We start from the raw sequence: 25,158 nt of genomic DNA, 5'->3' as shown, positions 1-25,158 counted from the left end.
TAATCAAAAATACAGAAAAATATTTCCAAATCCTCTTCAATAAATTATGAAAATTGACATCATTATTTTTCTCAAATTCTGAGTTAATTTATATATTAAAATCATAGGAGGATTACTTGAAAAAAAGTCAGCAAAAAATCCACGATTATTACGCGAACTAAATCGTCAATAGACCTAAACAATATAAATTTTAATTAGTGATAAGAATTCCTAGAACCCCTAAGTAGATAATTAAACCCTCTCATTTTTACATAAAGTAGGTGAGCAAACTTGATTCATTTTTTAAGAATAATTGTTGAAATTACTTTTTTCTCCATTAGCAACTATACCTAAAACATTAATAGGAGCCATTCTCAGGTCAGCTAACGCTCTCTCAAACATGGAACGATCTGTTTGATGTATCCTTGCTACCATTACAAGTCCGTCTGTTTGGGGAGCTATCAAACTAGCATCTGCTAGCCCAACTAAGGGAGGAGCATCATAAATAACTAAATCAAAGGTGTGATGTAAATCTACCATCAAACGCTTCATTTTTTCAGATGAGAGCAACTTTGTGGAATCAGGTGGAACAGGCCCAGCAGTAATTACAGATAATGCGTTCATAGAAGGTAGTTGTTTCACTACTTCTTCAACTGGCAAATTGGAAGTAATGAGACTACTCAATCCCCAGAGATTATTTAAATTGGATAATGTGTGAATCTGTGGTTGGCGCAGATCAGCATCTACAAGTAATACTCGTTGCCCCATAGCTGTAGCGATTTGAGCTAAATAAAAAGCAATTGTAGATTTCCCATCACCTGGCATAGCTGAACTAATAGTAATAGACCGTATGTGCCGATCTGAATTTAACAATTGAATATTGGTATAAAGTACCCGTAAAGCTTCTACAAATTGTGTGGAATAGTTACTATACTCTTGCTCTAATACAGTAGTTACCCCGGTAATAGTTTCAGAAAATGTGTTTGAGAATTTAATTATGGGTTTTTGTGGTTTAATAGTTTGAGATTGACCACTTTGTAATTGGTGATCGAAGGGAATGTTTCCTAATAGTGGAATTTTGATCCTTTCCTTGAGGCTTCGGGTGTTGTGGTAGGTACGATCAAGTTTTTCCATGAGTAACGCCGCACCAATAGCCAAAAAGATACTCGCAGCTAACCCTTGAATGATATCGCGGATGATATTTGAAGAAGTCACAGGATATGCTGGCTGGTAGGGTTCCTGAATCAACTGCCAACCTATTTCTGTTTGAGAAACTTGAATCTGCAAATTTTCGCGGGTAGATAAAAAACGATTCAGACTGTCAGTCGCAATTTGTAATTGGCGTTGTAGTTCCGTATATCTTCGTGTGATAATGGGTAATTGCTGGCGTTTTTGTTCCAAGATTTGTTCGTCTCTTTCCAGTGCCTGTTTGTTAACCTCCAAACCCTGAACTATAGACGCGGCTTCTGCTCGCTTAGTTCGTATATACCGCTCCGATTCTTGCTGTATTAATGGTAGCAGGCTGTTCTTTTTCTCCTTCAATGTGATAATATTTGGATTTTCTTCCTGTAAAAGAGATAATGCAGTAGCAATTTGAATATCGACTTGGCGCAATTCACTATTTAAAACCTGATACACAGGATAACTATCCAGCACTGCCTTCTTACCCTCTTCACTTTGTAAGAAAGCATAATTCGCACGAGCTTGGGCTAGCTGTAATTCAAATTCTTGCTTTTGTTGAGTTAAATTAGCCGTTTGTTCAGCAATTTGCTGTGCCAGGGATTCTGGAGTATTAAAATTATATCTTTGTTGAAAAATTTGCAGTTGTGTTTGAATTTGAGCTACTCGATTTTGTAGAGATGGTAGTTCTTTTTCCAGAAATTGGATTCCTTGACGGAGCCTAGTTTGCCGTTTTTCCTGGCTGTATTCTAAATATTCTTGAGCAATTTGCTCTAATACTACTTTCGATTCCAGTGGATCTTTACTACGATAACTGACTTGTAGAATCTTGGTTTCACCTAAACGAACAATCTGGAGAGATTTGATCAGATAGTTATAGTTAATGTATGGATAAGCAGCTTGTAATTGCTTAATGCTGTTGGCAATTAGTTCAGGACTCTTGAGAACTAGAATTTGACTGTCATAATCTAAAGTAGATTTATTAGATGGGTTAGTCTCTTTGACAATATCAACTACTTTGGTGTCATCAGTCACAGGTTCAACAAGCATGTGAAAACTGCTTTCATATTCTGGTGGTTTGGGATTTAATATCAAGTGAATAACTACGCCTGTCATTACAGTTGTCGCTACCCCTACAACAACAACTACTCTGCGCTGTAACAAACCCAGAAATTCTTGATAGTTCCATTCCTCACCTTTTTCCTCATTTTCAGGAACATTCTGATGTTGAAAAATTGGAGTTATATAGTTTCTACTATCTTCAGGATTTGCAGGCTTATATGCTTGATTTTCCATATATATATATTGATGATGAAATTATGAATTAGTCTATTGCTGAATGAATCTAGTGGTATTTGTCGGTTCTGCTGGTATAAATAATAGCGATTTGTTAATTTTTTTATCCATATATTTTTTTTATTGAATACTGGAATTTTTCCCCAAACTTCATAAGCCGCACTTATTGATTTGATGTGGCAGATTGTAAGTATGATATAGTTTAGAGCAAAAAATACTTTCAGATAAATATATTAGTCAAAAACCTTTAAAACAGTAAATATTTACTAAATTTTATGCTGCTTTTAGGCTAACGCCCTATCTTGTTGATGAGCTACTGAAAATGCTCCAGTCTACGAGCAACCATCTTTAAATAAATCATCAAGGAGTGGGTAGAGGCAGCTGACCTCTAGCTCTAACTTTTTGTGATTATCATGCTGATATTGCCTCAATTTATGCCTGTAGACGTATTGACAAACTTGACTCATTATTAAATTGTTATCAAAGCATTTTCCGGGTTTAAGAATATAAACTTTTGGGGTCTATTGCTTAATTAGCAAGCACTTTTGCAGGTTTTATCTTAGGGGCAAAGGGCAATTTTTTTTATTTATATAAATAAAATTATATAGTAAAAATATTCTTTCTTAATAGGTAAAGTTTTGGATTATGTCTTTTACGTTAAATTTCATTGAAAATTAAATGAAGAATACTCTGCTAGTTTGAAACATGGTATGCTGAAATTGTTAAAAAAGTGTGTAAGCAACAATGGCTATACTGTTAAATTTAGTTAACAGTACCAAATAATTCTAGGAAGATATGGTCAATATCCAACCAGAATCGAATGCAACTGTAAAACACTCAACTATGTATCTTAGTGGTGAGATATATGAAGCATCGTTAATATCCTGATAGTTAAGTATTTGGATACCAAAGAATTATTATCGAAGTTGGTAGTGGATATCCTCGTATAAATGTTCCCTAATTTAAATATCTATGTTGTTCCATCGACTAGATACTTAGATTTTAATTTCTTTTGTGTGTGTTACCTTTGGTTTTTGTGTTCCGAAAATAAAAATTGGTGAAGACTAGATAAACTAAAAATTATCCTAGTCAACCGATTTAAAGATAAAAATGGTCAATTAACTGCAAATGGAACTTGAACCCTGTGGATTCCTTAGTGGCTTGAGTAGTTCGGTGGTATCGTCAACAAAGTTTATTAGCTCTAGGATACATCGATGAAGCTCAACGAATGGATTAATCAAAAGGTATCTCCATCCATTTCTATCCCGTCAGAAGCTGAACATAAAAATCCTCTGACAGTTCAGCAATCAATTAACTTATCTGTAGTAACACAGTTTTTTCCTCCAGACTATGCTGCTACGGGACAATTGATTGAGGATCTGGTAAAACAATTAGAGCAGCAAGGGGTAAATATCGAAGTTTTTACCAGTCAGCCTGGATATGCGTTTAGCTCTAGTACAGCTCCATCTCGTGAACGTTTTGATAGAATCAAAATCCAGCGATCGCGTACTGCTCAACTTTGGCCTGGGAGAATTCGTGGTAAAGCGGTGAATGGGGTGTTATATACCTTACGTGCTTTACTATATTTGCTGCGAGCCTGGCGGCGTAACAATATATTATTAGTAACTACAGCCCCACCATTCTTGCCAGTTCTGGGTTACTTCGCCAACCTGCTATTTAAATTGCCCTATGTCTGCATCATATATGATCTCTACCCAGATATTGCGATCGCGCTGGGTGTAGTATCTAAGCATCATTGGGTAGCACAGCTTTGGCAAGCAATTAATCAGCGAGTTTGGCTCAAAGCTCAAGGGATTGTAGTTCTTAGCCCTGGGATGAAACAGTGCGTTTTGGCGCACTGTCCACAAGTAGCTCATAAAGTTGCTGTCATACATAGCTGGGCTAACCCTGAATTAATCGTACCGATTGCCAAGCAGGAAAACTGGTTTGCATGGAAGTACGATTTGGTGAATAAATTCACTGTGCTGTACTCTGGCAATATGGGTCGATGTCATGACATCGATACCTTATTCAAGGCTGCTATAGAACTGCAAGACGAGCCAGTACAATTTGTGTGTATTGGTGGGGGAGCCAAACGGGAAGAATTAATTGCACAAGTGAATCAATTAGGACTAAATAATTTTACGTTCTTGCCTTATCAAGACAAACAAGTTCTGCCCTATTCTCTCACAGCTTGCGATTTATCTTTGGTAAGTGTTGACCCATCCAGTGAAAGTTTGGTTGTACCTAGCAAGCTGTACTCAGCCTTAGCAGCCGGAAGACCGTTAGCAGTGATTTGTTCACCCCACTCATACCTCAGACAACTAATTGCTACAGCCGACTGTGGTGCAACATTTGATAATGGTGATGGTCATGGACTAGCTCAATTTATCCGCTTGCTGAAGCGTGACCAACAACTAGGGGAGCGCATGGGTCAAGCAGGTCGGCAGTATCTGCGATCGCACTTTACACCTAAAGTCATATCGCAGCAGTACCTGGATGTTTTGCGTCAGGCTTTGTTTAATGATGAGAGTACAACTACTTCTCCAATTAATAAAAAGTAAGTTGATGCAATTCCCAGCCTCAGATAATTTTTCTATATACTTCCAACAAATTTGTGTATAGAATTTACGCCTTTATGGTATAATTAAATAAGAATAAATCCAGGCAAAAAATCCGAATCTCGATTCGTTATTTAGCGAATATTCGAGATAAAAAATCAATTTTAATCTTGCCGCTAGATTTCTCTCAGTATTGGCTGTCATAGGGTTGGTAAGAAAATCAAGTAACAATTTAGCAAGGCATAAACAATACTTGCTCTAAATATAGACTGCTAGTTCTTAGGAGTTGGGCTTCGATGGTCTTGTTGATCTCAGTCCCTCCAAACGTAACCTTCCTAGTTCAATTGTTGGATATATATTAGGAGGTCGAATTGCAGAGAAGGTGTGACCGAAATCGGAAACGTTCAAAACGTAGAGCTATCTACTGCCCAATTCACGGCTGTTTTCTTGATAGCGTCAGTCAAAAATATAGAATGTTTGCTGACCAACCAGGTCAGTTACAACAAAGGGGTTTAAGTCGGCGGGCTGCATCGCTGTTAATCACAAACCAAACAGCAGTTCCCGTAGAGGGAGAATGGTTAGAAGCTTTTTGGTGTGAAGAGTGTCAGGAAACGAAATGGTACTATGTTCGGCAATCTAGCGATCGCACATATGAAATTTCCCTAGCACCGAGGGAATTATGGCAGCAGGTAGCAGGGGTGATTGATCCTCATGGTAATCCTTCTGTGGGTGAATTTACGCGGCGAAATGCTAGACAAGTTAACTGTCATACATTAAATGCTTTTCATTGCTTAGGCTAAAACTGTATCAAAGATTTCAAGTTTGTGGGTTAGGCATCTCATCTATGAATTATCGAGACATTACCTTCAAGCACGAACTGGTAATTTGTTCTAGACGGAATTGGCATTATTGTGAAATTTTTTAGATTTTTATGGTTATCCTACTAAATCCTATTAGGTGAGCTTATTCATAGAATTTGATAATGGGTAAATTTAAAAATATAAAATTACAGCATTTTCAGACAGCAAGACAAGAATTGCCCAAATTCTTTTATGCACCTGAGAGTAGATTGCGGCATCCACTTCAGCTATTTAAGCAAATGTGGAGAGATTTATTGAACTCACGAGGGCTGGCTTGGCAACTCATCGTGCGGGATATCAGTGCTCAATATCGTCAATCTTTTTTGGGTATTTTCTGGGCTTTTATTCCACCCATCATTACCGCCGCAGGTTTAACCTTTGCTAGAAATGCCAATATAGTAAATTTAGGCAATACAGACTTACCATATCCAGCATACGTAATGTTTAGTACAGCCCTATGGCAGACTTTTACAGAGGCACTGAATAGCCCATTGCAGGAAGTAAATGCTGCGAAAGGGATGCTAGCGAAAATCAATTTTCCTCGTGAAGCCCTTATTCTTGCAGGATTGGGTAAAGTATTTTTCAATTTTGGAATTAAGTTAATTCTCATAGTAGCTCTGTTTATCTGGTTTCAGATACCAGTTACTTGGATCGCGATTTTAGCACCAGTGGCTTTAATTCATTTGGTGATACTAGGAACAGCTATTGGCTTGCTATTAGCACCGATAGGCACTTTGTATCAAGATATTCCCAAACTTATTACGGTTTTTCTGGGGTTTTGGCTACTGATAACTCCGGTAATATATGCAGTTCCCCAAACAGGAAAATTTGCAATACTTGTAAATTTAAATCCTGTCACTCCCTTACTGGTGACGGTGCGAGAATTAGCAACAACAGGTGTACTATCTAACCCCCAAGGATTTTGGGTTGTCAGTGTCATAGCTATCGTTGGTTTGCTGGTGGCATGGCTGGTTTATCGGTTGGCGATGCCGTTTATTGTTGAAAGGATGAGTGCCTAATGACGATTAATATTACCCAGCAAGAAACTTTAGAAAAGCCCCAGGATAGCGAAGTTATACTGTCAGTCAAGGGAGTTTCCAAAAAGTTTTGTCGAAGCTTCAAACGCTCTTTGTTATATGGTGTTCAGGATATTACTACTGAGTTATTAGGAATTAGGAAAGAAAGTGAGAAACTGCGACCTAATGAATTTTGGGCTTTGAAGAATGTCAGCTTCGAGTTACGGCGAGGAGAGGCTGTAGGTTTAGTTGGGAAAAATGGTAGTGGTAAAACAACTTTATTACGTATAATTTCAGGATTAATAAGACCAGATAGTGGATACGTAGAAGGTAAAGGCAGAATAGCTCCACTAATTGCCTTGGGAGCTGGATTTAACCCCATTTTGACAGGTCGGGAAAATATTTATGCGAATATGTCTATTTTGGGTTTATCTAAAAAGGAAATTGATGAGCGATTTGATGAAGTTGTAGATTTTGCAGAAATTGGTGATGCGATTGATGCACCTGTGCAGAGCTACAGTTCTGGGATGGCAGCGCGGTTAGGCTTTGCTAGTGCGATTCATACGAACCCTGATATTTTGCTGGTTGATGAAGTGCTGGCTGTAGGAGATATGAAGTTTAGAGTTAAATGCTTTCATCGTCTGGGTAAGTTACGCAGAAATGGCACAGCTTTAATACTAGTTTCTCATGATACAAATGTGATTTTAACAGCATGTAGTTCGGCAGTTTACCTTTCCGGTGGGAATGTTATTGCCTCTGGAGAACCTCATGCGATTATGAGCAGGTATGAAGCAGATTTATTTTCGAGGGAACAGGCAGAATACTCTACAGGGCCATTATTCCTACCAGAAAAACCTCAAAATGAAAGTTTAGGCTTGGATATTACTTATCTATGTTTTCAAGATTATCAAGGAAAAATCATTGAATCACCTATATGTGGTCAACCTACTAATTTTTGTATAGGTTATAAAGCTCATTGCTCTCTTAAAGATGTAGGCATAATTATTTTAATTCAAGAGAAGGTTGGAGAAGGAGGAACTACGCTTCGCTTGAGTAGTTTTAGTGATAAAGTAACATTTAACCTTATAGCTGAACGGCAAGAAATACAGCTTCAAATGCCATATTTTGGACTAAAACCTGGTTTTTACATTATGAAGGTTCTAATAGGTCAACCTGGGCATGATTATTTAGATGCGGTTGAAGCTTTTGGATTCAAAGTTGATGAGTCTATTAATATGAGTCAATGTTTATTTTATCAACCACGAGCTTGGCGAAGAATAAGCAGTTAATATCTCAAAATAAATATAAATTAAAAGCGCATTAATACGAAAAATAGGATGTACCATTCAAAATACCTATTCTGATATCTTGCACCATTCTCAATAACCGTAGGGTGGGCAATGCCCACAACGTAAAAATCAGGGTTTGAGCGAATTTTTGGCATTGCCCACCGCCCTGTAATCGCAATAAAGCAACTGGTGCAAGATGTAAGTATTATAATTTTGATTTTTATTAATTATTATTAATAATGGTTAAACTTCTATTTGTTTCTCAGTACCCTTTCTATCCTGATATATCCGGTGGTAGTGAGCAATCAGCTCTTTACTTATTCAAAAGTCTACTTGAGATGGGTTGGCAAATTGAAGTAATCTGTACCCGTGATTTGCCCTATGTCCCTAAGTGGCGATCAGCATATTACTGGAAGTCGTGCTGGTATTCCTTGCTGCATCTTCGGATACTTTTTCCCCTTTCGAGGGACGAAGAGCTTGGTTATCCATGCTGGCGTGTGATTACTCCTAGTAGATTTATTAATGAACACTCATGGCTAGAATTTCTGGACAAACGGCTAAGGGAATATCAACCTGATGTTGTTCTTGGTCATACCACTCCTACTTGTCCATTACTCAATTACGCTGCAAGTCAAGCTTATTTGACTATCTACTTTGCGAGAGATATGGCAGGCTTTGAATCTGGTGATAATACTTTAATTCCTGATGGTGTTAAAGTACTGGCGAATTCACCATTTACCGCGTCAATTGTTACCCAACTTAGTACACATGTACCCAAAGTTATTTTGCCTTTTATAGAGGTAGAGCGTTATCAGGTTAGTCATCGCCAACGCGAATATATTACATTCATCAATCCTATTCCTGAGAAGGGAGTAAATGTAGCAATAGAAGTAGCTCGTCAATTACCTGAAGAAAAGTTTCTGTTTGTCAAAGGCAAATGGCCAGGTTACAGTGAATTGCAAAACTCTCTTTTAGAACAAGTTGACACACTCCCTAATGTGGAGATTTGGGAACACCAGCAGGATATGCGTCATGTTTATGCACTTACGGATATCCTGCTGGTTCCTTCTCAGTTTGAGGAAGCTTTTGGTCGAGTTATCGTTGAAGCTCAAATCAACAGCATTCCTGTAGTTGCTGCTAATAGATGTGGTATTGCCTACACTCTGGGCAAGGGAGGAATTTTAATTGAACCTATTGATAAGCCTCAAGCCTATGTGGATGCTATCAGACTATTACGTACTGACGATAACTTATATACAGAATTATCGAAACTGGCTTTTCAAAATAGTCAACGGCAAGAGTTTGATCCCCAGTATCAAGTTAAAAAATTTGTTCATTTTTTTGAAAGTTGGGTTTAGGACAATTAGCAATTAGGAATACAATGAACATACTTATTGTTTCATATTATCAAATTTATCCTTTCACTGGTGGATCAAGCATTGCACAATTTGGTGTTCTTGAAAATTTAAGTCATAAGTGTAATATTAGTTTAATCATACCCCAAGAATATAAACCAAATAAAAAAGAAATTAACGAACTTCAAACTCTTTTACCAAAAGTAAAAATATATATATTTGAACAAAGTGATAACTTAAGTACAAGTGATACTTTAAATAGTAAAAATTTTGGTTCAAATGTAATTAATACAGCTCGTCATTTGATAAATATATTTAAGATACTTTTAAGAAAAAAAAATATTACCCAAAAAAATGTGATCAATCAAAAAGAAATACCATCTATAGAAGACGAATTTGCAAGTATGTACTTGTACAATCCATATTTGCCTCATAAAAAACAATATATTGATAAAATTAATGAAATAATTATTCAAGATAAGATTGATGTTGTTCAGTTAGAATTTGATGAAAATATAGACTTAGTTACTGCTCTACCAGGCACAGTAAAAAAAGTATTTATCGAGCATGAATGTAGATTTAATAGAATTGAAACCCATATTAAAGCCAAACAAATAAACTCGTTTTATAGTAGTTATATTCATAATTATTATAAATGTATAGAGATTTCTTTTTTGAAAAAATTCGATGGAATAATTACATTCACTGAAAGCGAATATGAAATTTTAAAATGGGCTTTAAATTCTTCTAGCAATATCGATTTGTTTATCTCTCCGTTTCCTATTCTAGATCAATACTTCATTCCAATTGATAGGAATAATTTTTGTAAACCAACAAAATTAGTATTTGTCGGATGGGAAGAACATTTCCCTAATAAAGATGCTATTGAATGGTTTATTGAGGAAGTAGCATTAGAAATTTTCAGGAAATTTGGTTTAAAACTTTATGTTGTAGGAGAGTGGCATCAACAAACAGTAGACAAATATAAGGGACATCCAAGTGGCGTTGAGTTCACAGGATTTGTGGATGATTTATACGAAGTAACGAAAAATAGTATAAGTATAGCTCCCTTGAGAATAGGTGGAGGTTTAAGAAGTAAAATACTATTATCTATGGCTCAAGGTATCCCTGTTATAGCTACGAAGCTAGCACTCGATGGGATAAATTCAAAGCATTTAGAAAGTGTAATTATTGCTGAAGATAAAAAATCATTTTGCTGGGCTATTGAATACTTGTTAGAAGATTTAGAACGTACATTTATGATTTGCAAAAATGCTCAAGCTATCATAAAAAACTACTATTCACAATCAGTCATTTGTGAACAGAGATATAGGTTTTATTTAAAATTATTAGGAAATGATAAACTGGAAAAACAAGCGTGAATCGCATATTAATAAACACAGTTTTATCACAGTACAAAATCCTTGATTTGAATGTTACCAACAGCAGCAGTATCTATTGTTAAAACGGTCTATGGCTCAAATTTGAGAAGTCCTTGGTTGGCAGCCAATAACTGGAATGGAGAAGAATTTGCCCAGCAACTATTGAGGTGGTTTCATGAGTGAACAGATAAATAAGAAACCCTTAGTTTCCTGCATCATCATCTTTTTGAATGCTGGAGAAAAATTCTTTATCGAAGCCATAGAAAGCGTTTTTAGTCAAACCTACGATAACTGGGAACTTTTGTTAGCCGACGACGGCTCAACCGACGAGAGCACTGGGATTGCTTTGCAATATGCTCAACAATACCCTGACAAAGTGCGTTATCTGGAGCATGAAGGTCATCAAAATCTGGGTATGAGTGCGACACGCAATTTAGGTATTCGCCACTCTAAAGGTGAGTATATTGCTTTACTAGATGCTGATGATATATGGCTACCCCAAAAACTGGAAAAGCAGGTAGCAATCCTAGAAGCACAACCGGAAGCTGCGATGGTTTATGGCTCAACCATGATCTGGTTCAGTTGGACAGGTAATACAGAGGATGCGAAACACGAGCGCCAAAGAGTTTTGGGTGTAATACCTGATACTTTGGTAGAACCCCCAACATTACTAACCCTGTTTTTAGACGGTTCCGCAGAAACTCCAGGTACTTGTAGCATTCTCATCAGACGTGATGTAGCCAAAGATGTTGGTGGATTCGAGGAGTCCTTTCGAGGGATGTTTGAGGATCAAGTGTTCTTTTACAAAGTCTGTCTTCAATTCCCTGTATTTGTAGAAAGTGGATGTTGGGACAGATATCGCCAACATCCCCAAAGCTGTTGTTACGTAGCGAAAGCTCAAGGAGTTTACAATAGTCAAAATTTGCCGTTCTTAAATTGGGTAGAGAAATATTTATCTCAACAAGATGTCAAAGAAAAAAAAGTCTGGCAAGCACTCAACACAGCCCTATTTCCTTACCGCCATCCTCATATGTATTATTTATCACAACGCCATCTTTATCTAAAAACACGTATGAAAGGATTTATAAAATCAATTGCGCGACAGACATTACCTGTGTCTATTCAGATGAAGCTCAAGTCTCATCTCCTAGAAGTAAAATATTCTCCTTTAGTAGGAGAGGTAAAATTTGGTGATTTGCGTCGGGTAAAACCTATCAGTCAATACTTTGGTTCTGACAGAGGCCTACCAATTGACCGTTACTATATTGAAAATTTTCTTTCTCAGCAGGCTGAAGATATTTGCGGAAGAGTCCTAGAAATAGGTGATAATTTTTACACGACTAGATTTGGAGGCGATCGCATTACCAAAAGCGATGTGCTGCACGTTAAAGAAGGCAACCCAGATGCAACTATTGTTGGTGACTTAGCTAATGCTGAGAATATTCCTTCAGAGGCATTTGACTGTCTTGTGTTAACACAAACTCTGCATCTAATTTATGATATCCAGGCTGCACTCAAAACTATCTACCGCATATTAAAACCAGGCGGCGTGGCTTTAATTACCATTCCGGGAATTACCCAGATTAGTGTTGACGAGTGGAAAGATTACTGGTGTTGGAGTTTCACTGCTATATCTGTGCAGAAGTTGTTTGAGGAATTCTTTCCCCAAGAAAATGTGCTGATCAATACCTATGGCAATGTACTAGCAGCAACTTCCTTTCTCCAGGGATTAGCAACTGAGGAACTGGAAAAACAAGAGTTGGATTATCACGACCCAAGCTATCAAGTTTTAATCACGGTCAGAGCAGTAAAACCAGAATAAACGTTATGGTAATACGTGGATTCGGTCGATTACAGCGAGTAATTCAGCAGGCTCAGAAACGAATTGCATCAAAGGCATTGATTTTGATGTACCACCGTGTTGCCGAAGTAGATTTAGACCCTTGGGGACTATGTGTAACTCCCCAGAACTTCGCTGAACAGCTAGAAGTTTTGCAAAAATATGCTCATCCTCTGAGCCTGAAGCAGTTTGTGCGAACTTATCGGGATGGCAATATTCCAAACCGGGCAGTAGTTATCACATTTGACGATGGTTATGCAGATAATTTCCATAATGCAAAACCCCTGTTAGAAGAATATAACACTCCAGCAACAGTCTTTGTCAGCACTGGTTATATAGGACAAGAACGCGAGTTTTGGTGGGATGAGTTAGAACGACTACTGTTAAAACCGGGTAAATTACCAGAAAAGCTTTCCTTGACTATTAACGGTAGTGTTCATCAGTGGGATTTAGGTACAGCAGCAGATTATACTTTAGAGGATTATCAGCGTGATCGCACTTGTAAAGCCTGGGAAGCCGCACCAGGTTCGCGAATGGATTTTTATTACACAATTTGGCAAGTATTGCGACCTTTGTCTGCTAGTGAGCGACTGCAAGCTTTAGCAGATACCCATACCTGGAGTACCAGCAAATCCACAGCACGTCAAACTTATCGTCCTCTGTTACTTGAAGAATTATCTGCATTAGCTGATGGGGAACTTGTAGAAATTGGCGCACATACAGTTAGCCATCCATTTCTTTCATCACAGTCAACAAAACTGCAACGTGATGAAATCCTGCAAAGCAAAACTGATTTAGAGAAAATTTTGCATCGTCCAGTCACCAGTTTCTCTTATCCGTTTGGCGATCGCACAGCAGAAACAGTTGAGCTAACTAAATCAGTCGGATTCAACTGTGCTTGCTCTACAAATGAAGATATTATTTGGCAACAAAGTGACTATTTCCAGTTACCTCGCTTCGCTGTTGGCAACTGGAATGGAGAAGAGTTTATCAAGCGACTATCAAAGTGGTTTCATATTTAAATAAGCCAACTCTGTTTCTCTAGCATAGATAATAGGCAAATAGAAAGCAGACTATTCAAGTGTTACTCAGTTTTTCATAAAAGAAATAGCTTCCTATCTTACTCAAATATAGATACCAAAGATATTAATAAAATAAATAATTGGAGAAATAACCATAATGAATTTTATTATAACTGGAGGAGCAGGTTTTATTGGTTCTCATTTAACGGAACAACTTTTAATAGAAGGTCACAGTGTAACTGTAGTAGATAATTTAAGCACAGGTAGCTTAAAAAACTTACCTAAACATTCTCGTTTGAAATTTGTATGCAAAGATATATTGGAATGTAGAGCAGAAGATTTTACGCAACCAATTGACGGCATAGCTCATTTAGCAGCAACCCCATCTGTTAATTTATCTTGGCACAAACCTTTAGAAACTCATCATAATAATCTTTCAGCAATTATAGCTGTGCTTCTTTTATGTCAAGCTTTAAAAATTCCGAAACTTGTCTTTGCTAGTTCAGCAGCTGTGTATGGAAACAAAGTTAATTTACCGATTTCAGAAGACCAACAGACAATTCCCATTTCCCCTTATGGTTTACAAAAATTAGTAAGTGAGCAATATGCTAGTTTATTTGCTAAAGAGTTAAACATATCTTTTATTGCTCTCAGACTGTTTAACGTATTTGGCCCTCGCCAAGACCCTTCTTCACCGTATTCTGGTGTTATTTCTATATTTACTAAAGCTATAAGTCAAGGTTTACCAATTACAATTTATGGAGATGGAACACAAACCAGAGATTTTATCTATGTGCAAGATGTTGCATCTGCATTTACAAAAGCCCTTACTATTTCTACACCCAACAATTCTTGCATAATATGTAATGTTGGTACAGGCAAAGAAACTTCCCTCATGCAACTAATAAATATTTTACAAAATATGTTTCCAAACTATAAATCAGACATTAATTTTACAAGACCCAGAATTGGAGACATCCAAGATTCTCAAGCCGATATTACAAAATTCATTTCGCTATTAAATTTTCAACCACAATGGTCGGTGCAATCTGGTATTCGTCTTTTACTTGAATCTTTAGCTCCTGAATAATCATAGAAAAATACCATGATTGTATAACAGTAACATATGGCTGCATTTTGGGACTTTAGACTTTAATAGGAACAAAGTTTAAAAATAAAAAAATAATTCACAAAACGGAAAAAAAAACAAAAAAATCATGAGCCATTTAAGCTCGCAAACAGAAAAAAATAGACAGCCGAAAAAAGATTCCGAACAATATTACCTCAAAAATTTTTATGACAAACAGACTAGAAAATATAAAAATGTTAACTACTCATGCTAATGAAAAAAATCTGGATCTAGTTTTGAAAAGTACTCAGTCACAACCAACAATCGCTTTGATGTCTTGTGGTGGTCTGTTTGAGGACTTTTTTGATACGGTCGGAGTTTCCTTAGAAATATTTCGCACCGAGCAAACAGGGGGTTGGATGTTCAACTATATAGAGGCTCTGCAACTTGTAGGTGTGCAGACAGTGTTGATATTCATCTCATCTCGTGTTTCACAAACATTGCACTTTAAGCATGAACCCACTGGTGCAACAGTTTGTATGTTACCATCACCCTGGCTTCATCGTACTTTTCGCTACATATGTCTTGCAATGAAAATATCGGGTAGAAGTTTGTGTAAAAGTCTAGATTCTTATTTAGTTTTACCGCTGGGATTGCTGACTCACGAATTAAAGCAACAAGGTATTAATGCTATTGTCTTTCAAGATTACGAAAATCCTAGCTTCGATGTGTGCGTCCTATTAGGAAAATTAATACAACTGCCTGTATTTGCCAGTTTCCAAGGGGGTAGTTATCAGCGCAGTCGTCTTGAACGCCCAATACGCCCATTTGCACTACGAGCAAGTACAGGGTTGATTATTGGGCCAAAAACAGAAATCCAGCGTGTGAGTGATCGCTATCAGCTACTATCCCAAAAGTTAGCACAAATCTTCAATCCAATGGATGTAACAACATGGCATCCTATGGATCGAGACCAAGCACGAAAAATTTTAGGTATTTCAAATCATGCTCGTGTAGCTGTTTCTCATGGTCGCATAGACATTGCCCACAAGGGTCTAGATATTCTACTGGAAGCCTGGAAACAAATTTGTAGTGAGCGTCCAAATCAAGAATTGTGTTTACTTTTAGTAGGTTCAGGTAGTGATGCACCAGAATTACATCAACGTATAGCCACAATGCAACTAACAAATGTTTTGTGGGTAAATGAATATATTCACGATCGCACCTTGCTTTGGCAATACATCTCAGCAGCAGATGTTTATGTTCTTTCATCTCGACATGAAGGTTTTCCTGTTGCACCAATTGAGGCAATAACTTGCGAACTACCTGTAGTCGCAACCGATGTTAACGGTATACGCGATATTTTTAACGAAGGTGAAGCTTCAGGCGGAATCATAGTACCAAGAGAAGACCCAACAGCTTTAGCGTTGGCACTAGGTCGTATTTTAGATGACCCAACTCTTGGGCGTGAATTAGGAAAGCAGGCACGTCGTCGAGCAGAACAAGCTTTTTCCTTTGAAGCCATTGGTCAGCAAATGCGTGACTTTATCTTTAAAGATACAAATCTAAATCATGTTTCTTAAAAATTTGCTAAATTTCACAGCCTAGTGACAGAGTTAATTGCCATGAATGAACAGCATCTATATCGGGCTACTATTTCGCCAGTTGCAGATGGTACAAGCCGGCCATTATGGTCTGTAATGATACCTACTTATAACTGTGCAAACTATCTGCGCGAAACACTAGCTAGTGTATTAGCCCAAGATCCAGGGCCTGAGGTGATGCAGATAGAGGTAATTGATGATTGCTCTCCGAAAGACGATCCTGAAGCAGTAGTTGCCGAACTAGGAAGAGGCCGTGTTGGCTTTTATCGACAACCGGAGAATGTAGGTCATACGTTAAACTTTAACACTTGTTTAAAGCGATCGCGTGGCAAATTAATTCATCTACTGCATGGTGATGATTGTGTGCGCGAAGGCTTTTATACTAAAATGCAGCAGGCATTTGAGGAAAAACCAGAAGTAGGTGCTGCCTTCTGTCGCCATATTTTTATGGATGAACATGGACATTGGCAATTTCTATCAGAATTATTGCAACCAAAAAGTGGAGTGTTGAGTAATTGGTTAGAGCGCATTATTGTTAAGCAATATATCCAAACACCCTCAATCGTAGTACGGCGTGAAGTATACGAAAGTCTAGGAGGCTTTGATATACACTTCAAATTTTATTATGAAGATTGGGAAATGTGGGTAAGAATATCTACACAGTATCCAGTTTGGTACGAAGTTGAACCACTGGCAGTATATCGTTTACGATCAGCTTCCAATAGTGGACATAGTATGCGTACAGGCGAAAATATTCAAGATGTGCGTAGGGGTCTTGAGATTGTTCAATCATACTTACCTAACTACCTACCCAATACAATTGTTAGCAAATTATTAGATCAAAATAGAGAGCATTCCGCGCTCTGCGCTCTTGATACTGCTAGAAAAATGCTTTCCGCAGGTGAAGTCGAGGGTGCCAATAATCAAATTCACGAGGCACTCAAGTGTACCCAGTCCTTTAAAATTCGTCAGCAAGCCATTAAGCTTTTCCTGAAAAATAGAGTACGGCAAATTTTGCAGCGAGTTAGTACAAGCATTTACAGCTAATTTACATACAGTTTTTATTGTCTAATAATTAAGCAAAGATATGAATTTATGAAAAATAAAAATGAGTTACAGTAATAATAACACATAATTTATTTTATGTAATTAATTAGTTGCGTTCTAAACAAATAAAAAATAAATTAAAAAAACAATCATTTTTTAAAATTTTATGGCAGCATTCAATATTTATGATTAAGCTATTGACGTTCAATTTTATATTGAGCAAAGTAAATTGATTATATTTATAGCCATGTCTCTCAAAACTCCCGTAGGTTTTCTCATTTTTAACCGTCCTGATTTGACCGAACAGGTATTTGCAGCTATTGCCCAAGCAAAACCTGAAAAATTATTTGTAATTGCTGACGGTCCACGCTTTTCTGAAGAAGCGGAAAAGTGCCAACAAGCTAGAGGAATTATTAATAATGTAGATTGGGATTGCGAAGTTTTTACGGATTTTTCAGATGTGAACTTAGGATGTGGTCGTCGAGAAGCTACCGGATTCGACTGGGTTTTTTCCCAGGTTGAAGAAGCCATATTCTTAGAAGACGATACTTTACCAGCACCATCATTTTTTAGCTTTTGTGAGGCGATGCTGGAACGTTATAGACATGATGAAAGAATTATGCACATTAATGGTGATAATTCTGTTAATCAAGGTATAACTGAATACAGCTATTACTTCTCAAAATATATGCACGGCTGGGGCTGGGCTTCTTGGCGAAGAGCTTGGCAACATTACGATTACTACATGAAAACTTGGCCGGAGTTTAAACAGCAAGGCTTACTTGAAAACATTTTTGAAGATTGCTACGAACAACAATATTGGACAAATATTTTTGACCAAATGTATGAAGACCCACAAGTATTAGACACGTGGGATTATCAATGGATTTATGCTTGTTGGTCTCAAAGTGGTTTAGTGATAGCACCTAATCAAAATCTGATTACAAATCTAGGTTTTAATCGACCAGATGCTGCTCATACAACCGGTGATAGCCCACGTTCCAAATTGCCAGTAACCGATATTTGGGAAATTAAGCATCCTGAATTTATGGTTAGGCATCGAGAAGCAGACCAACACACCTTCGACTATATTTTTGGAGGTGAAAATATGCGAAAACAAGATCAGCCAATTATGAAAATTCGTCGGCAATTATCAGCAGTAAAAAGAAAGCTGAACTTTATATCTTAAATTTTATATGAATGTTCTACACATCAACCAATCGGATATTTCTGGTGGAGCAGCGATCGCAGCCTACCGACTACACCAAGGTTTATTGACACAAGGCATTCACTCCAACCTGTTGGTTGGCAATGTTGAATTTGATAGCGATCGGGTTGCTGTTGTCTATCGGAAATATCGTTTAGAAAATCAATTATCCCGCTTGACTAAGTTCTTGGGATTAAATTATATCCATCTGATCAGCACATTTGATAACTACAATCATCCTTTTTATACTCAAGCAGATATTATAAATTTTCATAATCTACATACTGGTTATTTTAACTACTTAGCAATGCCAAAATTAACTGAAAATAAACCTGCTATTTTTACCCTCCATGATATGTGGAGCTTTACCGGACATTGTTCCTATACTTATGATTGCGATCGCTGGAAACAAGGCTGTGGTCAGTGTCCTTATCCTGAAACATATCCAGAGATCGCCAGAGATAATACGCGTTTAGAATGGAAACTGAAAAACTGGGTTTATAGTAAATCTCACCTCAGTATAGTAGCTCCTAGCAAATGGCTAACTGAGCAGGCGAAAAAGAGTATGCTCAGTCGCTTTCCGATTTATTATATCCCGTATGGTATTGATACAAAGGCTTATAAACCTTTAAATACAGAAAAATGTAGAGAGATATTAGGTATTCCAGCAAACAAAAAAGTTCTCATGTTTGGTGCACAAATTCTGAGGGATTCCCGTAAGGGTGGGGATTTACTTATAAAAGCTCTGCAAAACTTCCCTGAAGTTTTAAAGCCAGAAACGTTATTACTCACTTTGGGTAAGGGAGGCGAACAAATTGCTGATTTAGTTGGCATACCAACTTTAAAACTTGGGTATGTAAGCAGCGATCGCCTCAAGGCAATGGCTTACTCTGCGGCTGACTTATTTGTTTTTCCTACCCGTGCTGATAACTTACCCTTGGTACTACAAGAGAGCATGGCTTGTGGAACACCAATGGTATCCTTCAAAGTTGGTGGAGTATCTGATTTAGTGCGTCCAGGAGTGACTGGCTACTTGGCTCAACCAGAAGACACTCAAGATTTCTGTAATGGCATTGTCCAATTACTTGAAGATAGCCAGCTACGGCAGAAAATGAGTGAAAATTGTCGAGTGATCGCCCTAGAGGAATACCCCCTAGAACTTCAGGCGCAGCGATATATTGAGCTATATCATCAAGTGTTGCAGAATTAGAGAGCGATCGTTTTCGCTTTCTTTGCCAACTAGGTTTCCATATTTGTGAAAAGTAGGTTTGACTTACACGCTTCAAAGTATATGGAGTTATACCAGTAAATTCTTAGTCAAACTATAAAAAATCGTATCGAATTGTTTTAAATTTAATTCATTAAAAATGCAAAAAATACTGTTAGTAGATTTAGCCTTTATAGGAAATCATGGTGGCGGCCATCTCGAACTTTATTTCATGAAAATTTTGTCAATATTAAGTAATAATAATTTTTTTGTATATGCTTGCTGTGGTAATAACCGAAAACTAAAAGAAAATCTTAATAAAGAAAAGCTCAACAATTGTCAAGTAATCGATATCAATATCAAGCCTATAGATAAAATTATTTACAGAGTTTTGTTTACTATTGATTATTTTGCACCTAAATTACCAGGAATGCAGCATTTTCGATTTGCTTCTTTGATTAATCTAATGAGAGTAAAAAGGCTGCTCAAAGATTTAGATGAAAATATACCAGTATTTTTTACACATGCTGATTCTATAATGCCCGCAGTCCCAATATTCATTTCTCGCTTCTTTATGCCTAAGAAATGGGTTGGTTTGTATGTTCAGCCCTCTTATCAATCCAAAATACAATGTGGTTTAGAAATAAGTAGAATAAATTTTAATCGTGAGAAAAACTTTGCTTTGCCATCTTGTCGAGCAATTTTGGTTTTCCACCCTATTTATCAACGTTTTTTTTCTAAAAATATTAAACAATTAACTTGTTTATATCTCCCTGAATTAATTGAAATTAATCAACAAGTAGAATCAAATATTAATATAAATTTATTGCAAAAAATTAAACAAGCTGCCAAAGGTAGAAAAATAATCTCTCTTTTAGGTATCATAACGCCAAGAAAGAATCTGCCTTTATTTCTTGAATCAGCTTCTAAACTTGATTTTAAAAAATATTTTTTCCTGGTTCTAGGAGAACTAAGACTTGAAAAATCAAACTCCTTAGAACAGGAGATAGAGTTTTACAAAAAAGTCCTAATCAATAATTCTTATATTGATCTTAACTATTACATAAGGGATGAAGAAGAGTTTTCTGAATTAATTCAGTTATCAGATATAGTGTTTTTACATTATTATAATCATCCTTTTAGTAGTAATATACTAATAAAAGTAATGGCACACCGTAAACCAGTCGTTGTTAGTAAAGGTTACATTATGGAAAAAACTATAAACCAGTATACTTGGAAAGTTGCTACAGAAAGCCAACCAGAAGACATAGCAATTTCGATTGAAAAATTGATTGATACAGATTTCAAAATAGATGAATATAGTTACTCTTCTTTTATAGAAGATTACTCAATAGAACGGTTTCAGTCAGCTATTCTTCAAGCTTGTAATACATTGAATTAGTAAACAAAAACCATTAAACAAAATTTTTATAATATGAAAAATAAATCTAATTGGGAAAAAACAAAGTTTTCTGTAATAAATAATAGACTAGGAGTTAATCAACAAAACCCTAATTTTCATCCAAGTGGTTGGATTTTTGCTGAATCTACAGCAAGAATTTATGGTCAATATTTACCTCTTTATGTTAAAGGTGATCTATTGGACTTAGGATGTGGAATGTGTCCTTTATATGGACTATACAAAGACTTATCAAATTCTCACTACTGTATAGATTGGGACAATTCTCTTTATCCTAACCCTTATGCCGATTTATTATGCGATATTAACAATTCAATTCCTCTGGAAAATAATTCATTTGATACAGTAATACTTTCAGATGTCTTAGAACATATAGTTGAACCCAAGAGTTTATTGCAAGAAATTCACCGCCTGTTAAGAAAAGATGGAGTAGTTATACTCAATGTACCTTTTTTTGAACGCATTCATGAATCACCCTATGATTACTATCGGTACACAGAATTCACACTCAAGGAAATTATAAGCTCAGTGGGACTTAAGTTGGAAGTCTTTGAAGTGGTAGGGGGTGCAATCGAATCTTGGTCATATATGACTGCTAACCTTTCTAGATTTTTACCGTTAATAGAGAAAATTTTACCTATAATGCTTTTTTATTTTGTTTTTTTATTGAAGAAAAGTAATTATATAAGTAAAAAAATGAAAACTTTAGATTCATTATATCCATCAGGATATTTTTGTGTTGCACGCAAAATATAAATTATATTTAATTTGAAAAAAAATTTATCAATGCCGAATCAAGTGAAGGAAAAAGTTTACATTTTACTGTCAGCAGATAACCATTATGCTCGATACTGTGCAGTAACAATACTTTCAATATTGGAAAACACATCTAGCCCAGAGAAATTTGAGTTTCATATTTTATCACCAGATATTTCCCAGGAGAATATTCAAAGAATTGAAAAAATTTGCACTCACTTTGATGCCACAGTCTCAGTAATTCCCATTAATCTAGAATTATTTAGTTCTCTACCTGCTTTTCAAAAGCATTTTAATCTCAATAACTATTCACGAATTTACGGGTTAAATCAATGCAAAAACTGCGAAAAAGTCATCTATTTAGATTGTGATATTGTTGTTTTAGCTGACCTAAGTGAATTGTTTGATTTTGAGCTAGAAGGTAAACCGATTGGTGCTGTTCCCCATGTCCAATTACCTTATCAATATATTTTTAGAAAAAACTTTAATTTTGCTAATGAAGATATTTATTTTAATTCAGGAGTGATGCTAATTGATGCTACTGATTGGCGGCTTAAAAAATCAGGTGACGTTGTTTTAGAATTTTGTATAGAAAATTCTAGTAAGTTGCATTTTGCAGATCAGGATGCTTTGAATGTGATTTTCTGGGAAAATTATTGTCACCTACCAGGAGTTTGGAATGTAGAAGCACGGTTATATAAAGAAAAGTTGTTAGGTTTACCTCAACATGAGGAAATAACCAACCGAATGCAAAATCCAAAAATAATTCATTATACAGGAGCAGATAAACCCTGGTCATCTCAAAATTATGTACCTATGCGCCATCTTTACACTTACTACAGTGAACAATTATGTGAAAGATTTTCTTGGTTTCCATCTCAGATGGAACCAAAGAAATGCTCAATTTTATCTTTAGTTAAATTTGCATGGTCATGTTTATACTTTCGTACAAGCCGTATTAAAAAGTTAATCAAATTAAATTTGAAAAAATAAGATAATTAATTATAATATTTAAATATGGGCAATAAAACTTCTAAATTAATTAAAATGGGCTTAAAATATGGGTTAAATTTACTTGGTTCTAACTACCATATTGGAATTTTAAAAGAAAATCCATGTTCATTTTTAGATGATTTGCCAGAATTTTACGGTGATAAAGAAATTCTTAAAAGACAAAAGCTTAATAATTATATTTTTGAACTTCTGGCTCAAGGAGAGCCATTTTTTTTAGGGAGATGGGGAACAACAGAATATGAGTGTATTCAACATTTTCTCAAGGAAATACCTTGGTATGAAAAACGTTATAATGCACTTGTTAGATTTACTATGGAAAAATATTCAGGTTTTTTCCCAACTCATAAATCTCAGTTTCTCGAAAGATTTTCAGAAGTATATTTAGGTGCTTCTTCCGCAATAGATGTCATGGGCTTGTTAGGATTACCTAACGAAGAAAAAATAATATCTAAGATTTGCCCAAAAGCTACCTATATTAGAATGTTAGATATTGAACCTTGGCTTTACGAAAATCCGTGGTCGCAAAAACTCGAAGGAAAACGCGTTTTAGTGGTTCATCCATTTGCTGAAGATATTAAAAAGCAATATGTAAATCGCAAATTTTTATTCAAAAATCCTAATATATTGCCAGATTTTGAATTAAAAACAATACGTGCAATTCAGCGCAATTCTCCTGAGCAAGATAAATTTTATTCGTGGTTTGAAGCATTAAACTTTATGAAGGGAATGATAAAAGCAACAGAGTTCGATATTGCATTACTTGGCTGTGGAGCTTATGGGATTCCATTAGCGGCTTTTATAAAAGAAGAACTCCACAAAACTGCTATTCATTTGGCAAGTACAGTGCAGTTGCTTTTTGGATTGAGAGGAAGACGTTGGGACACAAGTGAAAATGGGCGTTTAAATTATTTGTTTAATGAATACTGGAAGTATCCAACAGATAATATTGGAAGAATTGATCCAGATACAAAATTAACTGATGCAGATGTTTATAGTAAGTAAATTATCTACCTCACTATAATCAAGAATTTTTGTAATTAAAAAAGCAAAATCAACTTTTATTTAGAGCATGGTACAGTGCTAAAATAATTGAATTATAGATAAACTTTTTTACATTTTGCGAGAAAATACAAATTTTTTATTTTACATAAACTATTTTATGGAAAAATTTGTTGGTGGCAGACGTTTGCATAGTAACCAAAAAACATTTGACGATAGCTTACCTAGTATTTCTATAATTACAGTCACTTATAATCGTATTGAAGATTTACGCGAAACATTTGCTAGTATTACTTCTCAGATATATACAAATATAGAATACATTGTAATTGATGGTGGTTCGCAGGATGGCACACTGGATTTCCTGCGCGTAAATGATGATATAATAACTTATTGGGTGAGTGAAAAAGATGCTGGAATTTATCATGCAATGAACAAAGGAGCCTTGACTGCTACTGGAGATTGGATAGTATTTATGAATTCTGGGGATAAGTTTTTTGCAGAAGATACACTCACTAAAGTTTCAGAATACCTAGAAAATTCCGTAGATGTTGTTTATGGAAAATTTGAATCTATTGTCAATGATAAATATGGCTATCGTACCTATCAACGCAAGCCATATCCTCTATCTATAATATGGCGTGAAATACCTACTTGCCATCAAAGTGTTTTTGTTAAAAGAGCACTGCAAGTTAAATACCCCTTTAATACTTTGTTAACTTGGTGTGCAGATCATGATTTCCTCGCTAAACTGTACGTGGCTGGTTACCGCTTTCTAGAAATTCCTTTAGTCATCTCTAAATTTGATGTATCAGGAGGAGCATCTAGAGATTTGTTGAGCTTTACTAGAGAACGTTGGTCTCTTTGCAGAAAATACTTTGGTAAATCATTTCAAAAAGATTGGTATTTTATTAATGAATATAAAGGTTTTTGGTTCCAAAAAAACATTATTAGTAAAATACGTGAATTGCTTCCTATTCAATGGATTGTAGCTATACGTAAATATAGAGGAATATATTGAGGTTAAGTTAATTAAGTAATTATATTAGCAATTAT

General features: G+C 36.0%; 19 protein-coding genes. 18 read left to right on the top strand and 1 reads right to left on the bottom strand.

The genetic code is table 11. From position 1 onward, the window contains the following. Positions 1 to 282: 282 nt before the first annotated feature. A complete protein-coding gene (locus tag A3775_RS12585; RefSeq protein ID WP_066377175.1) occupies positions 283 to 2,454 on the bottom strand; it encodes a polysaccharide biosynthesis tyrosine autokinase in 2,172 nt (723 codons plus the stop codon). Between the two features lie 1,214 nt (positions 2,455 to 3,668). Between A3775_RS12585 and A3775_RS12580 the strand changes: the two genes are divergently transcribed. From A3775_RS12580 to A3775_RS12495, 18 genes are all read left to right on the top strand, one after another. Continuing rightward, positions 3,669 to 5,018 (top strand): glycosyltransferase family 4 protein, encoded by a 1,350-nt coding sequence (locus A3775_RS12580; protein ID WP_066377177.1) that lies wholly within the window; start codon positions 3,669 to 3,671, stop codon positions 5,016 to 5,018. 368 nt (positions 5,019 to 5,386) lie between these two features. Next, on the top strand, positions 5,387 to 5,815 hold the full coding sequence (locus tag A3775_RS12575) for a hypothetical protein (protein WP_082803734.1): 429 nt from the start codon (positions 5,387 to 5,389) through the stop codon (positions 5,813 to 5,815). 182 nt (positions 5,816 to 5,997) lie between these two features. After that, a complete protein-coding gene (locus A3775_RS12570) occupies positions 5,998 to 6,894 on the top strand; it encodes an ABC transporter permease (RefSeq protein WP_066425198.1) in 897 nt (298 codons plus the stop codon). Beyond that, positions 6,894 to 8,180 carry a polysaccharide ABC transporter ATP-binding protein gene (locus A3775_RS12565; protein ID WP_066425196.1) on the top strand — a complete coding sequence of 429 codons (1,287 nt, stop codon included), beginning with the start codon at positions 6,894 to 6,896 and terminating at the stop codon, positions 8,178 to 8,180. Before A3775_RS12570 ends, A3775_RS12565 begins: the two co-directional genes overlap by 1 nt. 239 nt (positions 8,181 to 8,419) lie before the next feature. Beyond that, the gene (locus A3775_RS12560; RefSeq protein ID WP_082803733.1) at positions 8,420 to 9,538 is read left to right on the top strand and encodes a glycosyltransferase; all 1,119 of its coding nucleotides are present in this window, start codon (positions 8,420 to 8,422) and stop codon (positions 9,536 to 9,538) included. Positions 9,539 to 9,561: 23 nt separating this feature from the next. Next, complete coding sequence (locus tag A3775_RS12555; RefSeq protein ID WP_066377188.1) at positions 9,562 to 10,917, top strand: glycosyltransferase; 1,356 nt, start codon at positions 9,562 to 9,564, stop codon at positions 10,915 to 10,917. A 175-nt stretch (positions 10,918 to 11,092) separates the two neighbouring features. Further along, positions 11,093 to 12,739: a glycosyltransferase gene (locus tag A3775_RS12550; protein WP_082803732.1), complete on the top strand. Its 1,647-nt coding sequence runs from the start codon at positions 11,093 to 11,095 to the stop codon at positions 12,737 to 12,739. A gap of 5 nt (positions 12,740 to 12,744) precedes the next feature. Then, positions 12,745 to 13,779 (top strand): polysaccharide deacetylase family protein, encoded by a 1,035-nt coding sequence (locus tag A3775_RS12545; RefSeq protein WP_066377190.1) that lies wholly within the window; start codon positions 12,745 to 12,747, stop codon positions 13,777 to 13,779. Positions 13,780 to 13,936: 157 nt separating this feature from the next. Next, on the top strand, positions 13,937 to 14,869 hold the full coding sequence (locus A3775_RS12540; protein WP_066377192.1) for an NAD-dependent epimerase/dehydratase family protein: 933 nt from the start codon (positions 13,937 to 13,939) through the stop codon (positions 14,867 to 14,869). A 275-nt stretch (positions 14,870 to 15,144) separates the two neighbouring features. After that, positions 15,145 to 16,431, top strand: coding sequence for a glycosyltransferase family 4 protein (locus A3775_RS12535; protein ID WP_231867001.1), 1,287 nt, complete (start codon positions 15,145 to 15,147; stop codon positions 16,429 to 16,431). Between the two features lie 42 nt (positions 16,432 to 16,473). Next, positions 16,474 to 17,499, top strand: a complete 1,026-nt coding sequence (locus tag A3775_RS12530) for a glycosyltransferase (RefSeq protein WP_066377197.1) — start codon at positions 16,474 to 16,476, stop codon at positions 17,497 to 17,499. A 247-nt stretch (positions 17,500 to 17,746) separates the two neighbouring features. Further along, positions 17,747 to 18,688, top strand: a complete 942-nt coding sequence (locus A3775_RS12525; RefSeq protein ID WP_066377198.1) for a hemolytic protein HlpA-like protein — start codon at positions 17,747 to 17,749, stop codon at positions 18,686 to 18,688. A 7-nt stretch (positions 18,689 to 18,695) separates the two neighbouring features. Then, complete coding sequence (locus A3775_RS12520; protein WP_066425194.1) at positions 18,696 to 19,916, top strand: glycosyltransferase family 4 protein; 1,221 nt, start codon at positions 18,696 to 18,698, stop codon at positions 19,914 to 19,916. Positions 19,917 to 20,073: 157 nt separating this feature from the next. After that, positions 20,074 to 21,315: a glycosyltransferase gene (locus A3775_RS12515; protein ID WP_066425192.1), complete on the top strand. Its 1,242-nt coding sequence runs from the start codon at positions 20,074 to 20,076 to the stop codon at positions 21,313 to 21,315. A gap of 33 nt (positions 21,316 to 21,348) precedes the next feature. Next, positions 21,349 to 22,089: a class I SAM-dependent methyltransferase gene (locus A3775_RS12510; protein ID WP_066377203.1), complete on the top strand. Its 741-nt coding sequence runs from the start codon at positions 21,349 to 21,351 to the stop codon at positions 22,087 to 22,089. A gap of 12 nt (positions 22,090 to 22,101) precedes the next feature. After that, on the top strand, positions 22,102 to 23,082 hold the full coding sequence (locus A3775_RS12505) for a glycosyltransferase family 8 protein (RefSeq protein WP_066425190.1): 981 nt from the start codon (positions 22,102 to 22,104) through the stop codon (positions 23,080 to 23,082). Between the two features lie 24 nt (positions 23,083 to 23,106). Further along, a complete protein-coding gene (locus A3775_RS12500; RefSeq protein ID WP_066425188.1) occupies positions 23,107 to 24,105 on the top strand; it encodes a hypothetical protein in 999 nt (332 codons plus the stop codon). Positions 24,106 to 24,262: 157 nt separating this feature from the next. After that, the gene (locus A3775_RS12495) at positions 24,263 to 25,123 is read left to right on the top strand and encodes a glycosyltransferase family 2 protein (protein WP_066377207.1); all 861 of its coding nucleotides are present in this window, start codon (positions 24,263 to 24,265) and stop codon (positions 25,121 to 25,123) included. Positions 25,124 to 25,158 lie beyond the last annotated feature (35 nt).

It is taken from the genome of Anabaena sp. 4-3 (assembly GCF_001597745.1).
GTDB lineage: Bacteria > Cyanobacteriota > Cyanobacteriia > Cyanobacteriales > Nostocaceae > Trichormus.
The sequence above is the reverse complement of the archived record's forward strand: the minus strand, read 5'-3'. Positions and strand labels throughout refer to the sequence as shown.

Excerpts from the sequence above, each read along its gene's own strand:
- A3775_RS12585 (WP_066377175.1), bottom strand. The coding sequence starts at position 2,454 with ATGGAAAATCAAGCATATAAGCCTGCAAATCCTGAAGATAGTAGAAAC.
- A3775_RS12580 (WP_066377177.1), top strand. The coding sequence starts at position 3,669 with ATGAAGCTCAACGAATGGATTAATCAAAAGGTATCTCCATCCATTTCT.
- A3775_RS12570 (WP_066425198.1), top strand. The coding sequence starts at position 5,998 with ATGGGTAAATTTAAAAATATAAAATTACAGCATTTTCAGACAGCAAGA.
- A3775_RS12565 (WP_066425196.1), top strand. The coding sequence starts at position 6,894 with ATGACGATTAATATTACCCAGCAAGAAACTTTAGAAAAGCCCCAGGAT.
- A3775_RS12560 (WP_082803733.1), top strand. The coding sequence starts at position 8,420 with ATGGTTAAACTTCTATTTGTTTCTCAGTACCCTTTCTATCCTGATATA.
- A3775_RS12555 (WP_066377188.1), top strand. The coding sequence starts at position 9,562 with ATGAACATACTTATTGTTTCATATTATCAAATTTATCCTTTCACTGGT.
- A3775_RS12550 (WP_082803732.1), top strand. The coding sequence starts at position 11,093 with ATGAGTGAACAGATAAATAAGAAACCCTTAGTTTCCTGCATCATCATC.
- A3775_RS12545 (WP_066377190.1), top strand. The coding sequence starts at position 12,745 with ATGGTAATACGTGGATTCGGTCGATTACAGCGAGTAATTCAGCAGGCT.
- A3775_RS12540 (WP_066377192.1), top strand. The coding sequence starts at position 13,937 with ATGAATTTTATTATAACTGGAGGAGCAGGTTTTATTGGTTCTCATTTA.
- A3775_RS12530 (WP_066377197.1), top strand. The coding sequence starts at position 16,474 with ATGAATGAACAGCATCTATATCGGGCTACTATTTCGCCAGTTGCAGAT.
- A3775_RS12525 (WP_066377198.1), top strand. The coding sequence starts at position 17,747 with ATGTCTCTCAAAACTCCCGTAGGTTTTCTCATTTTTAACCGTCCTGAT.
- A3775_RS12520 (WP_066425194.1), top strand. The coding sequence starts at position 18,696 with ATGAATGTTCTACACATCAACCAATCGGATATTTCTGGTGGAGCAGCG.
- A3775_RS12515 (WP_066425192.1), top strand. The coding sequence starts at position 20,074 with ATGCAAAAAATACTGTTAGTAGATTTAGCCTTTATAGGAAATCATGGT.
- A3775_RS12510 (WP_066377203.1), top strand. The coding sequence starts at position 21,349 with ATGAAAAATAAATCTAATTGGGAAAAAACAAAGTTTTCTGTAATAAAT.
- A3775_RS12500 (WP_066425188.1), top strand. The coding sequence starts at position 23,107 with ATGGGCAATAAAACTTCTAAATTAATTAAAATGGGCTTAAAATATGGG.
- A3775_RS12495 (WP_066377207.1), top strand. The coding sequence starts at position 24,263 with ATGGAAAAATTTGTTGGTGGCAGACGTTTGCATAGTAACCAAAAAACA.